The organism is Cyanobium sp. Cruz CV13-4-11, from assembly GCF_024346055.1.
Classification (GTDB): Bacteria; Cyanobacteriota; Cyanobacteriia; order PCC-6307; family Cyanobiaceae; genus Cyanobium.
The window spans coordinates 19,595-31,701 of the sequence record NZ_JAGQCH010000029.1; the positions used below are offsets into that span (position 1 = coordinate 19,595).

Genomic DNA, 12,107 nt, shown 5'->3' on the forward strand with positions numbered 1-12,107 from the left:
CAGATGTGCAGGTTTTGTCGCATGATGGGGCCATGACTCCAGTGCTCGACAGAAAAGAGACGGCCCTGAAGCTGGCGCGTCGGAAGGGCCTGCTCCGGACCGGGGAGGCGGCGGCGGCTGGTGTTGATCGTTCGACCCTGGCCCGTCTGTGCGAGCACGGCCTGCTGGAGCGCCTGGAGCGTGGGCTCTATGGCCTGCCGGCCGCGGCCGTTCGCGAGCACGTTGACCTGGAGATCGTTGCCAAGCGGGTACCTCAGGCGGCGTTCTGTCTGCTCACGGCCCTGCGGCTGCATGGACTGGGCACCCAGCAACCTCGCCGGGTGTGGATCTGCCTGCCCCGGGGCGTCCATCGACCCACGCTGCAGTTCCCGCTACTGGAGGTGATCCATGGGCAGCCGGAGCTGCATCGCCTGCAGGTGGAAACGCTGCGCTCCGGCCCGATCCGGCTGAAGGTCTACGGGGTTGAGAAAACCCTGGTCGACTGCTTCCGCCATCGCCGCAAGCTCGGTATGGAGCCCGTGCTGGAAGCCCTCAAGGATGCAATCAACCAGCGGCGGCTCAACGTCGATGAGCTCTGGCGTCAGGCACAGGCGCAGCGCATGCAGCGGGTGATGGCTCCCTATCTGGAAGCCCTCCTGTGAAGGCCAACCTGGCCGCGTCGATCCGGCAGCGACTGCTGAACCGGGCCCGGCAGGAGCAGGAGACCTTCGATGCGGTGCTGAACCGCTTCGGGAAGAGCGGTGCCTGGTGCAGGCCTGGATCTCAGGGGAAGGTTCTGCTGATGGCGTTGCACTGCTGCTCCAGATGGGCGATCCGCTCCATTAGCTCCTGGAAGCTAGGAACCTCACCGCGCAGCATTCCTGAGTCGGTCATGGCCCTGTAGTCCGCTTCCAGGGCCTTCCGGGCGGCGTCGATCGGCACCAGCTGCAGGTTGCCACTGAGGGCGCGGAGGTAATCGATCGGCTGTTCATCGGCATCAGTGGCACGCCAAAAGTCCTCCTTGTGCTGCGCCACCTCAATGGCGAGGGGCCGGTCACGGATGGCCTCCTCCGCGATGCCTGCACCGGCCAGGCGATCGAGGTCATACCAGTGCCGTGAATAGCGGTCGCCCTCGCCGCTGCCCCAGCGTCCCTTGCGGCAGGCGACATGGATGGCCGCGGCCTTCTCCAGGAAGGTGCGCCTGGCATCCATCACCAGTGGTCTGGCGGCCGGGAAGTCGAGCATGGCCAGATGGGTCGCCGCCTCACAGGTGATTGGCATGGGGCCGTGCGGTTCGCCGGTGGAGTGGGCGCCGAACTCCAGCCGCACCGTCGGCCGCACATACCCGGAGCTGTTGTTTGGCGCCGGGATCAGTGGTTGGTAGTGGATGACGATGGTGGGTGGCTGCCGCCGGCCTGCATTTGGCTGCTCCAGATCCAGCTCGAGGGTGACACCGGCGCCAGCGGCAGCACTCTGGAGCAGCGGTAGGGGAATCTCCCGGACCCACTGCCTCAGCTTCCTGTCGGCCGTTTTTCTGCGCTTCTCGGCCTGGCTGGGGTTGGCTGCTGGGGAGAGGTCAACCTCAGGCCAGAGGTACTGGATGTTGAGGGTGAGATCGACGTCTTCCGAGAAGCGATCGATCAGCCCGTAGGCCTTCGAGAGCGAGGTGCCCCCCTTAAAGGTGAGGGTCTCCAGCAACTGCTGCTCTTTCCCCAGGGTCTGCAGCGCCCAGACCACCCAGATGTCCTTCTCCAGCAGGTTCGCCGGCCAGCCGGATTCGGCAGCAGCAACCGCCAGGGCTTCCGTCTGGTCCTCTGGGGACAGCGCGAACCAGGACTCAGCCACGAGCCTTCTGCGGCTCAAGCGCTTGTTCACTCAGCAGCTCTGCAAGCCACAGGGGCAGCTCAGCACGGACGGAGAGCAACGCATCCCACTCCTGGAGCGGCAGCACACGGCGGAGTGTCGGCAGGGCCGCTAAGGCCTGATCAGGGCCAAGCCAGGTGAGTGCCCGGATCGCCTGGCCTGCGGGGCGATCGGGTAGCAGGAAGTTCCAGGAAGCTGCCGGGCGGATCGTGACCTGTTCCTTCCCGAAGACGTAGCGCTTCTGGCTGCGGGTGCGGGCCAGGAAGGTCTGCTGCACCGGCATCTGGGTGGTGAGGCCAAGGGCATTGGCCGCAGCGGCGCCGCTGCTCACCAGCTGCTGGGCACCCTCCCGGTTGAGCTGGGCGATCACCACCTCCGGCGCCGGAGGCCTGGTCCCGAAGCGGCTGGTGATGGGCAGGGCGTAGCGGCCGCGGGCGATCTTCACGAGCTTGCCGCGGACCGCCAGGCGCCGCAGGGCCTGGTCCACCGCAGCGCGATTGCCAAGGCCGAGGAACTGCTTGGCCGCCAGCAGGGATCCCTCCGGGCGTTTCCCCGCGGCTTCCAGGATCTGCTCGCTCAGCACTGCCATGACGGCCCTGTGGGTCTTGTTGTGCTCTGTTGTGTCAGAAGACTACGTGAGTTTCTGACACATTGTCCACAGAGCTTTTGCCACGGGCACCAATGCGCCGGTGCTGCCTGGCTGCGCTGACGACGCGCTGCGGTCGACGACGGCTGTCCTTCAGCGTGCCACAGCTGCGCCGTGGCGTGCATCGGCCAGCCGCCGCCGCCCTCCGCTCCGGGGCCGGTGATGGGGGTGGCGGGCTCGGCTGCTCTCCCGCGGCTGCGGTGGCGCGGCAGCTCTCAGCCGGGAGGGGCCTGGAGTGAGGACAGAAGTTTGCGCGCGCGGCTGCGCGGCCGGATGTTTATTTCGGACTGAATCTGGTCCTTGCTCTGATCTCTTGCCGAGCCGCTAGCGCATGGCGCCGCTTTGCTTTGATCCATTGCGGCGTAATGGCTCTGACTTCTTTGAAGTGCATTTGTACTGGTAGAATAAAGGCTGCGCCAAAGGCCCCGAGCCCATCGCCTGCGGCAACCTCACCCCCTGATCTCGCCGTCATAGCTGCACTCTTTCCAGTGGCTTGATGCCCCGATCGGTTGTCCCTCAAGGCAACTGATTCCATGGTTATTTGTCATTCATCTGGGCCAGGTCCAGGTCTTGCTCGCTCCCTTGTGATCGCAGCCGGCGGCGGCCGTGATCTGGCCTGGCCCCACCAGAGGGTTGCCGCTGAGCTCCTCGCACGCTGCGGCGGCCGGTCTGTCCATCGGCTGTTCCATGGCGGAGCCCGTGGCGCCGATGCAGCTATCGCCCGTGCCGCCCATCAGCTGGGCTGGCCGGCCCTTGCCCTCCCTGCCGCATGGGAGCGCCATGGGCGGGCTGCCGGGCCGATCCGCAATCGCGAGCTGCTCCAGCTGGCCGTTGCCGAGGCGCTGGCCCACACCTCGCCGGGGCATTCCACCTCGGTGCTGGTGCTGGCCTTCCCCGGCGGCCCCGGCACTGCATCGCTGGTGCAGCTGGCCCGCCGCATGGCCTCCCGTGCTCCGGTGCCGCTCGCCGTCGTGGAGGTCAGCCCATCCGCCGGTCTCTGGGCCGTGCCCGCTGCATCCGCCTGCTCCTGAAGCCTTCCGCGCCCCTGGGCGCTCGCCGATCCATTCCCCACGCTCTGCCATGCCTGTTCACACCCCCGTCCTCACCGAGGCCTCCTCCGCACGAGTGGCTGCGGCTCCAGTGCCTACCGGGCCGTCCTGCACCCTCCAGCGATCCGGCTCCCTTTGGCAGCTGGGCATCGAGGCCCAGGAGCTCACCACCGCCATCGGCCAACTCGCCGAGAAGCTGGAAGCCGATGGCGACACCCGCGCCCAGGCCCTCGCCGAATTGGAGGCTGCCTTGCTCGCAGAAGAGGGCAACAAAGCCGCCCTGGCGGCCAAGGCCGATGCCACTTGCTGGGTGATCGAGCACCTGCGCGGTCAGGCCGCCTACCGGCAGCAGCAGGCCAAGCGGCTCACTGAGCTGGCCCGCTCCGATGCCTCCCGAGCCGATGCCCTGGAGGAATCGCTGGTGCTGGTGCTTACTCGCCTGCAGCCCTCGGCCACCCGTTTCTCGTTCCCGAATCACGAGCTGACCTCCCGCAAGTCCCAGGCCGTCGAGATCGACGACGAAGAGGCCCTCGATTCCGAGTGGTTGGCCGTCACCACCACCAGCAAGCCCGACAAGGCAGCCATCAAGGAAGCCCTCAAGGCTGGCCGCCACATCGAAGGCGCCCAGCTGCTCTCACGCCGCTCCTGGCGGATCAGTTGAAAGGCCTGAGGCCCCTCGATACCGGCCCGTTGCGCTTGCGGGCCCTGACCCCAATCCCATCACCTTGAGCAACAGCCATGGATCTCTCCACCTACGCCAGCGCCACGGCCTCTACGACACCCACGACACCGAGGCCCAGGGGCCACATCTGGTCCACGCGACTCGCCAGTTGGGTGGTGCCGATCACCCGCAAACCGGGCCGCCGACCTTCGCCCGATCACATCCACTGCAGCGAGCCGCCCTGCTGGGTGCTGATCGAGCCGCTGCCGCCTCAAACCTCCGCCCAATGATTTCGGTCCCAGATCGATCCCACTCACCCCCTCGATGCCATGACGTGCACCTTCTCCACCGAACAGATCGCCTGCCTCTCCGCCCCCCTTGATCGCGCCAAGGTGCGCCAGCGCGAGCAGGGCCGCTCCAAGGTCAGCTACCTGGAGGGGTGGCTGGTGATCGCAGAAGCCAATCGGATCTTCGGGTTCGATGGCTGGCAACGGGAAACCATTGAGGTTCGCTGTGTGAACCAGTCCGAGCGTCCCATCGGCAGGGACAACCGCCCTGGCTGGGGGGTGACCTACATCGCCAGGGTCCGGGTCACGGTGTCTGTTCCTGGTGGAGCTCCACTGATCCGCGAGGGCAGCGGCGCCGGCCACGGCATCGACGCTGACCTTGGCCAGGCCCATGAGTCCGCCCTCAAGGAGGCCGAAACCGACGCCATGAAGCGTGCATTGATGACCTTCGGGAATCCCTTCGGACTGGCCCTGTACGACAAGCAGCAGCGGGAGGTGACTCACGCGGCAGGAGAGAACAGCGCTCCTCTGCCTGTCAGTGCCAGCAACGGCACGCGATTGATCCATCGCAGCCCTTCGTCCGCAGCGCCAAGCGCCAGCGTCGACCCCAGCCTCACGCCGCTCGACCCGGCCGTCATCCGCCAGGTCCTGGGCACCCTGCGCGGTCTGCCCCGGCCAGTGCTGGAGGGCTTCACCAAGGCTTTCCGCAAGCGGTTCCAGGTGCCGGAGGAGGCCACTTCCATCGCGGATCGGATCCTGCAGAAGCGCCATCACGACTGGATCGAAGCCTTTCTGGTGCAGCACCAAGCCCCGACTTCCAGCCAGCCGGACGCTCAGCTCGGCTGAGCCGATCAGACTCCACTCACGTGGGCTGCAGGACCGCCCTGCGGCCCCTCATTTCCCATGCGTCACTCCCTCGGACGAATCGTGGCCACGGCCGCTGTCGCAGCTGCCGTCCCCCATGAGGTGATCGTCGGCCTGCTCGATCGTCATGCGGCCCGCGACTGGGGCGATCTCGATGCGGAGGACAGAGCCTCCAACGATTCGGACCACTCCCATGCGGAAGGCCGCCTCTTCTCCAGCTACGACACACCAGAGCACGGCACCATCTGGGTGATCACGGAAGACCTCCGCGGCGAAGGCGATGGGCCCATCACCACCGTGCTGTTCCCCGAGGACTACTGAGCCCTCAGATCCGGCTGAGCCCTGGGGGCTGGCGATCACGCCACCCGGCCTGCCCCGGCTCGCGCACCGCGCAAGGGCTGGCGCGAGTCGCTCCACTGCGTTCTGCGACCCTTGCGCGGCGCTGGCGTCACCGGGCCGCAGCGGTGGTGTCGTTCGCCATCCCTGCCATGGCTCGCCTTCTCTTCCCCGCTCAGCCAAGCCGCGGGCCCATCGAGCGCCAGTGCCCGATCCGCGTGGTTTCAGTTCATTTGTTGGGCACCGCCGGCCAGCTGCTCCGGGTGCTCTTCCTCGATCGCGAGGGGCACATCTCCGCCCAGCCGCACTTCGTGCCCAGAGGCGAGGCCCTGATCCTGGCTGCGAATCAGCAGCGGGTGCTCGGGCCCCAGGCCCGGGTGCTGGTGCTCTGAGGCGCCAGCGGGGCGGCATTGCCCTGCCCGGCGGCCCAGGCCACCGGGCTTTTCTCAGGCATCAGGCGGCGATGAGAGCGAACCTGAACCTGGATCAGGAGATAAATGACCATCGCAACTCACGACATCAAGCTGATAAGTGAAGCGAAACCAACAGGACCAGGCCCGCCAGGACTGAGACAAGCCCTCAAGGGCGTTTCTATGCACCAGCTGCATAGTTTTGCCTTCGATTTAACGGCTCGTCTCGGCTTGAAGGTTTGGTGATGACCTGGGACCGGCCAACAGTCAGGATGGGGCTCGACACCCTCGAGCACCCTGGCTCGCCAGGGCCGTGCCGCCCACCCCATGAGCCCTCCCACCATCTACGAGCTCTGCCGGCCCCGGGCCGACGTGCTGGAGGGGCGCATCCGGGATGAGGACTTTGCAGCCGACCTCAGCCAGGTGCTGAAGGGCACCGCTCCTGAGCTCTACAAGAACCCGGCTGTCTTCTTTGCGAACACCCACCCCACCAGGGGCCTTCGCGACCTCTTCTTGGCGGTGGTGGACCGGCTCACCAGCTCCGGCAGCCAGCTGGGCAGCATCCTGCGGCTCGACACCAGCTACGGCGGCGGCAAGACGCACGCCCTGATCGGCCTGAACCACATCCTGACGGCCGCCGATCAGATCCCGAACCTGGCGGAGTTCATCGATCCAGCCCGCCTGCCCAGCCAGAAGGTCACCGTGGCGGCCTTCGACGGGGAAAACGCCGACCCGATGAACGGCCGGCGCATGGAGGGCAACGTGCTCGCCTTCACCCCCTGGGGGGAACTGGCGGTGCAGCTGGCTGGTCCTGCTGGATACGAGCGCATCCGTAATAGCGACCGCCTCGGCGCTGCCCCTCCAGGAGCCGAAACCCTGCGCGAGCTGATCGGCGAACGGCCAGTGCTGATCCTGATCGACGAGCTCTCGATCTACCTGCGCAAGATCAAGGGCCCGGCTGCCGGTCAGGCGGCTGAGCAGCTCACTCCCTTCCTCACCGACCTGATCAAGGCGGTGAACTCCTCCCCTCAGGCGGTGCTGGTGTTCACGTTGGCGCTGGGCAAGGGCGGCCAGTCGGTGGATGCCTATGGGGAGGAAAACCAGCGGATCGATCGCATCTTTGCCGAACTGCAGTCGGTCACGGGCCGGCAGATCACGGCCCTCACGCCCACCAGCGAAGACGAAACGGTGCAGGTGTTGACACGGCGCCTGTTCGAGTCGATCGACCGCAGTCGGGTGGAGGACGTTGTGCAGTCCTACCAGGAGATTTGGAGCCGCACCGCCGATGCCCTGCCGCCGGTGGGTCAGAGCGATGACCGCGCTGCCAATTTGCGCAAGGGCTATCCGCTCCATCCGGAGCTGATCGAAACCCTGATGCAGAAGACCTCCACCCTGGAGAACTTCCAGCGGGTGCGGGGCATGTTGCGGCTGCTGGCACAGACCGTGGGCCAGCTCTGGCGTGAGCAACCACGGGGCGTCACGGCCATCCATCTCCATCACATCGATCCGGGTAATGAGCGGATTCGATTGGAGCTCTCCACCAAGCTGGGATTGCAGGCCTTCATCCCCGCGATCCGCGCGGATGTGTCCACCACACCGGCCGAGGGCGGCAGGGCCCTGGCCCAGAGGCTGGATACCCAGGAGTTCTCGGGGATGGAGCCCTACGGCTCCATGGCAGCGCGCACGGTGCTGTTCCACTCCCTGGCCTTCAACGAACCGCTCAAGGGCCTCAGCCGCCTCGAGTTGAACTACAGCCTCTATGCACCGGCTGTGGACCCGGCCTTTGTCGATAAGGCGGTGCGCCTTCTGCAAGAAGAGTCGGAGTATCTCGACGACAGCGGCATCAGCAAGCTGCGCTTCCTCACCGACGCCAACCTCAACCAGATGGTGAGGAAGCGGGAGGGGCAGTTCGATCTGGAGAGTGTGCGTGAGGAGCTGAACCGGCGCATCGGCACGATCTTCGCCAAGCAACGGCTGGAGCCTGTGCTGTTCCCCTCCAGCCCGGCAGACATTCCCGACGACACCGACGGCCCCTACCTGGCGGTGATCCATTGGGAAGGCCACACCGTGGAGCAGGCGAACATCCACCTGCCCGAGCTGGTGGTGCGGCTGTTCAAGGAGAAGGGCGACAACGCCAACATGCGCCTGAACCGGAACAACCTCGTGTTCGTCTGCGCCGATGCCCTGCAGGTGGACGACATGCTGCGCAAGGCCCGCACCTACCTGGCGCTGCAGCAGATGCAGCAGGGCGATCTGTTCGCCAGCCTCCAGAGCCACCAGCAGGATCAGGTGAAGGAGCGCTACGGCCAGGCGCAGCAGGGTTTCGCACTGGCGGTGCAGCAGTGCTATAGACATGTGTTTTATCCCGAGCGGGGGCAGTGGCCCGAGGTGCCCCTTACCCATGCCGCCATCACGGTCACCAGCGCAAGCAGTGAGCCCGGCTTCGGCCAAAAGCAAGTGGAGCGGGTGTTGAGGGAAGCCCGCGAACTGGTGTTGGCGGAGGATGCCCCGCCAGCCCCGAACTACATGGCCGACAAGACACCCCTCAAGCGCACGGGGGTGATGAGCACGCGGGATCTGCGCAACGAGTACTACCGCGATCCAGCCCTGCCGATCCTGCTAGGGGATGAGGTGCTCAAGAAGTGCCTGCGCATGGGCCTGGATCAGGGCCTGTTCGTCTACAAGGAAGGGGATCGCCTCGAAGGCCAGGGCCTGCCGCCCGGCACGCTCTCGATCAGTGAGGACGGCAAGATCTACACGATGGAGAAGGCGCTGGAGTTGAGCGTCTGGCCTCCGAAAACCTCAGCGTCAGCCGGTGAGCCTGCTGTGGATCAGCCAACCGTGTTTGGCGGTGACGGCGGAACAACTCCGGTGACCGGAGGGGGAGAGGCGGGAACCTCAATTCAGGCTGGGCTGGGCTCCACCAGCACCGGTGGCGGCGGAGCAGGCGTTGCGCCACCTGCAGGGCCTGGGGTGATCGAGCGCACCGACAACGTGAAGACAGCCCTTACCCAGCTAGCCCAGCAGGTGAGCAGCTCAGGCAAGGGAATCAAGAGCCTCACCTGGCGGATGAACAGTGGCGACGGCTTCCTGCCGATGGCCCTGCTCAAGGCCGAGCCTGGCGCCACGGTGCGCGTCGAAATGATGGAAGGGGGCTGGAGCAGCGGCGACGGCAGCGCCGAATGGAGCTTCGACTTCAACGGCACTCCCGAGGAGGCCACCCACCTGCGGGGCTTCATCGAAGGTCAGTGGCGCCGAGGCGGGGAGAAGTCGCTCGACATCACCTACCAGCTCCGCTACGAGCCCCCCTTGCGCTGGGATGATGGCGGCGAGGGCTGGATCACACGCCTCACCCGGGCAGGCCTCAGCGCCCAGACCGCCACGATCCGCCTGGAGCTCACCGCGGCAGCGGAGGGGCAGGCATGACCCAGGCCATCGCTTCAGGCCGGCCGGCCTACGAACTGCGCAGCAGGCAGCGCGGCCCCAGTGATCTGGAGCTGGAGGTGTGGCAGGTGCCCAGCACCGCCACCCCCGAGCTGAAAGAGCCCCGCCGCATTGCGGGCCTCGGCGGTCACAAGCTCCTGCTGGTGGAGGGAGCCGTGTTGCGGCGCCTCAAGGCGGAGCAGGTGAGCCTGGCCAAGCTCAAGAAGGGCGAGGGCCGGCGGGACGCCCTCTCGGAGGATCTTGCGCTCGCGATGGGGCTGCTGTTCAAGCTGCTGGCTCCGATGCGCAACGTGGCCGCGATCGAGAACTGCGCCCGCGGCATCGATGCAATGGCCCGCGAGGAGGCGGCCTACTGGCTGGGAATGGCCATGCATCGCAAGAACCCCCGCCGGGTGCTGGCGGCGCTGCGCCTGTTGCTGAGTGCTTCTTAGTCAATCCTTTGCTGTTTTCTTTTTGTACCTGCAATGCCTCCCATCCACATTGACCCAAATTCCTTTCTCGATCTCATCAAATGTGGTGCGGACGCTGTTGATCTTGGCCATTCGCATTTGCTGACGCCAGAAAGGGCTCAGCATTTAAAAGAGAATCTTTCGGTCATTGAAAAGGGATCTCTGCTGTGGGCAGGGAAAGAATTACCCCCTAAGGTCATTGAAAACCTCAAGGCGCTGGGCAGTCGAGTGCGGTCCATCCTTGATGATGTCGGTGGCAGTGAGTTTTCGTTGGAAAGCATGCAAGACTTACCTTTTGGACAAACCGTCGACATCCTCGACCAGGCTCAGCTGGTTGACGACGACGAATTGCGTGGTCTTTGGGCTTCGCTTTTGGCTTCTAGCATTCTTGACCTAGCAAACGGCGGCTCTGAGTCGTCGCGAAGAGCCTTTGCATCGCTTTTAAGAGATCTCAGCCCACTAGACGCAGTTAATCTCCGTTCAATCTATTCGGTTGAGCTCACCAAGGGATTGGGCGAGAGCTCGACTGATGGATGGCTGCCTGGTGGAACAATCCGCGAAAGGGATGGTCTATTTCAGGACCAGAATCTTGCCTTTGCTGGCATCTCGACATCGTACCTGCCCGACAAGTGCTTGCAGTTTGACGATAAGAACCTAGAGATCGCAGGCAAAGCACGGGAGCCGCTGACTACGCAGATTCTCGTGTCACTGTCCAATCTTGCCAGGCTAAATCTTATCGAGCCAGAGCGCATGATCGATGGCGGCTTTAATTTCAAGGTTGTGTTTATTACCCCGCTTGGATTAGCATTTTCAGAAGCAGTTTTCCTGGAGAGGCGGCAATGACCAGGCGATTAATTGAGGAGTGGCTGCCGATCGCCGAAATCGGCATCGAGAGCGTGCGCGAGCGGACGCCAATGACGCCCTTTCCGGCGCCGAACCGCTTGCATGTGTGGTGGGCACGGCGTCCGTTGGTGGCCTCGCGGGCGGCGGTGCTGGCCTCGCTGCTCCCTGCGGATGTTGATCGGAAGATCTTCATGCACATGCTTGGGATCCATGGGGATCCGCTTGCATGCAGGAGGCGCATCGACTCGGCGAGGCGAAAAGGTGAACGATTCGAGGGTGAGGCCTACACCTACAAGCGTGCCTTCACGTACAAGCTCAATGAGAAAGAAGAATTCTGGCTTCTAGATGAGCTTGCAAAGTTGGGAATTAATCAGCCTACGGTGCTTGACCCTACAGCTGGAGGTGGGGCTATTCCATTCGAGGCCCTGCGCTTGGGCTGCACAGCCTTCGCGAACGACATCAACCCAGTAGCCGTGCTGGTGCAAAAGGCCACTTATGAGTGGCCAGCAAAATACGGCGTTGCCGTGCTTGATGAGTTTAAACGGTTCACCAATGAATTCGTAAAGCGGCGCGAGGAAAGACTAACCCCATTTTACCCGTTAGAGCCTGAAGCCAATTGCGTCACTACTAACTATCTCTGGGCTCGAACGATTGACTGTCCCTACTGTGCTGGCAAGGTCCCACTCTCCCCAAGCTGGAAGCTAGCCCCTGATGGTACCGGTGTGAAGATTAAGCCACAACTGGGAAGCGGCCCGGGGGATACCAGCCGCCACTGCCTCTTTGAGATTGTAACTACAACAAGGGAGCAGAGCGTAAGCACAGTGAAAGGCGGAGATGCAACCTGCCCCTTCCCTGACTGCGGTCGGGTCATCGAAAGCGATCAAATTAAAGCCCAAGCCCAGGCAGGTCAGATGGGCGAGCAACTTTTTGCTGTGTTCTTCAAGCGAAGGCTACCTACCGAATACACAAAGACTGGCAGGGCAAAGAAGGACAAGTGGGAGCGAGCCTATCGGGCTCCATGCCCGGAGGATGATAACAGTGAGACAGTCACGGCAGCCCTTAAAAACAAGCTTCCGGAATGGTACCCATTCAGGGGTCGGTATGCACTGCCGCGCAAATGCACGCCTGAGCGCGCATCGCTGAGCGGGCAAAGAAGCCGTGCTGCTGTTGCTGCTGAACTCAGGGATCCGGCAGCAATGAGGGCATCACTCCGCCCCGGTGATGGGCGATCCAGACCTGCTCCAGGAACAGCCAGGTATCCCGTCCCTGTTGCCGC

The 12,107-nt window shown here is 64.4% G+C and carries 13 protein-coding genes; 11 read left to right on the forward strand and 2 right to left on the reverse strand.

Annotated elements, in window-relative coordinates:
• Positions 1–32 precede the first annotated feature (32 nt).
• Positions 33–641, forward strand: coding sequence for a type IV toxin-antitoxin system AbiEi family antitoxin domain-containing protein (locus tag KBZ12_RS16445; RefSeq protein ID WP_254959096.1), 609 nt, complete (start codon positions 33–35; stop codon positions 639–641).
• A 121-nt stretch (positions 642–762) separates the two neighbouring features.
• On the opposite strand, the gene KBZ12_RS16450 is transcribed toward KBZ12_RS16445, so the two are convergent.
• Positions 763–1,824, reverse strand: a complete 1,062-nt coding sequence (locus KBZ12_RS16450; protein WP_254959097.1) for a nucleotidyl transferase AbiEii/AbiGii toxin family protein — start codon at positions 1,822–1,824, stop codon at positions 763–765.
• On the reverse strand, positions 1,817–2,431 hold the full coding sequence (locus KBZ12_RS16455; RefSeq protein ID WP_254959098.1) for a DUF6088 family protein: 615 nt from the start codon (positions 2,429–2,431) through the stop codon (positions 1,817–1,819). The genes KBZ12_RS16450 and KBZ12_RS16455 overlap by 8 nt, the downstream gene beginning before the upstream one ends.
• 641 nt (positions 2,432–3,072) lie before the next feature.
• On the opposite strand from KBZ12_RS16455, the gene KBZ12_RS16460 reads away from it, so the two are divergent.
• The 10 genes from KBZ12_RS16460 to KBZ12_RS16505 all read left to right on the forward strand — a co-directional run.
• Positions 3,073–3,519, forward strand: a complete 447-nt coding sequence (locus tag KBZ12_RS16460) for a hypothetical protein (protein ID WP_254959099.1) — start codon at positions 3,073–3,075, stop codon at positions 3,517–3,519.
• Between the two features lie 49 nt (positions 3,520–3,568).
• Positions 3,569–4,198 (forward strand): siphovirus Gp157 family protein, encoded by a 630-nt coding sequence (locus tag KBZ12_RS16465; protein ID WP_254959100.1) that lies wholly within the window; start codon positions 3,569–3,571, stop codon positions 4,196–4,198.
• Positions 4,199–4,275: 77 nt separating this feature from the next.
• On the forward strand, positions 4,276–4,488 hold the full coding sequence (locus KBZ12_RS16470; RefSeq protein ID WP_254959101.1) for a hypothetical protein: 213 nt from the start codon (positions 4,276–4,278) through the stop codon (positions 4,486–4,488).
• Between the two features lie 39 nt (positions 4,489–4,527).
• Positions 4,528–5,331, forward strand: coding sequence for an RAD52 family DNA repair protein (locus tag KBZ12_RS16475; RefSeq protein WP_254959102.1), 804 nt, complete (start codon positions 4,528–4,530; stop codon positions 5,329–5,331).
• A 57-nt stretch (positions 5,332–5,388) separates the two neighbouring features.
• Positions 5,389–5,670: a hypothetical protein gene (locus KBZ12_RS16480; RefSeq protein ID WP_254959103.1), complete on the forward strand. Its 282-nt coding sequence runs from the start codon at positions 5,389–5,391 to the stop codon at positions 5,668–5,670.
• A 167-nt stretch (positions 5,671–5,837) separates the two neighbouring features.
• Positions 5,838–6,077, forward strand: coding sequence for a hypothetical protein (locus tag KBZ12_RS16485; protein WP_254959104.1), 240 nt, complete (start codon positions 5,838–5,840; stop codon positions 6,075–6,077).
• A 345-nt stretch (positions 6,078–6,422) separates the two neighbouring features.
• Positions 6,423–9,521, forward strand: a complete 3,099-nt coding sequence (locus KBZ12_RS16490) for an ATP-binding protein (RefSeq protein ID WP_254959105.1) — start codon at positions 6,423–6,425, stop codon at positions 9,519–9,521.
• A complete protein-coding gene (locus KBZ12_RS16495) occupies positions 9,518–9,970 on the forward strand; it encodes a hypothetical protein (protein WP_254959106.1) in 453 nt (150 codons plus the stop codon). The genes KBZ12_RS16490 and KBZ12_RS16495 overlap by 4 nt, the downstream gene beginning before the upstream one ends.
• Positions 9,971–10,003: 33 nt before the next feature.
• Positions 10,004–10,831, forward strand: coding sequence for an Abi-alpha family protein (locus KBZ12_RS16500; protein ID WP_254959107.1), 828 nt, complete (start codon positions 10,004–10,006; stop codon positions 10,829–10,831).
• Positions 10,828–12,107, forward strand: a 1,280-nt coding sequence (locus KBZ12_RS16505; protein WP_254959108.1) for a DUF1156 domain-containing protein, incomplete at its 3' end; no start/stop codon positions are given. The genes KBZ12_RS16500 and KBZ12_RS16505, both read left to right, overlap by 4 nt.

Bases quoted from the DNA above. Each gene is read 5' to 3' on its own strand.
- KBZ12_RS16495 (WP_254959106.1), top strand. From the start codon at position 9,518: ATGACCCAGGCCATCGCTTCAGGCCGGCCGGCCTACGAACTGCGCAGC.
- KBZ12_RS16485 (WP_254959104.1), top strand. From the start codon at position 5,838: ATGGCTCGCCTTCTCTTCCCCGCTCAGCCAAGCCGCGGGCCCATCGAG.
- KBZ12_RS16475 (WP_254959102.1), top strand. From the start codon at position 4,528: ATGACGTGCACCTTCTCCACCGAACAGATCGCCTGCCTCTCCGCCCCC.
- KBZ12_RS16445 (WP_254959096.1), top strand. From the start codon at position 33: ATGACTCCAGTGCTCGACAGAAAAGAGACGGCCCTGAAGCTGGCGCGT.
- KBZ12_RS16470 (WP_254959101.1), top strand. From the start codon at position 4,276: ATGGATCTCTCCACCTACGCCAGCGCCACGGCCTCTACGACACCCACG.
- KBZ12_RS16490 (WP_254959105.1), top strand. From the start codon at position 6,423: ATGAGCCCTCCCACCATCTACGAGCTCTGCCGGCCCCGGGCCGACGTG.
- KBZ12_RS16480 (WP_254959103.1), top strand. From the start codon at position 5,389: ATGCGTCACTCCCTCGGACGAATCGTGGCCACGGCCGCTGTCGCAGCT.
- KBZ12_RS16465 (WP_254959100.1), top strand. From the start codon at position 3,569: ATGCCTGTTCACACCCCCGTCCTCACCGAGGCCTCCTCCGCACGAGTG.
- KBZ12_RS16455 (WP_254959098.1), bottom strand. From the start codon at position 2,431: ATGGCAGTGCTGAGCGAGCAGATCCTGGAAGCCGCGGGGAAACGCCCG.
- KBZ12_RS16500 (WP_254959107.1), top strand. From the start codon at position 10,004: ATGCCTCCCATCCACATTGACCCAAATTCCTTTCTCGATCTCATCAAA.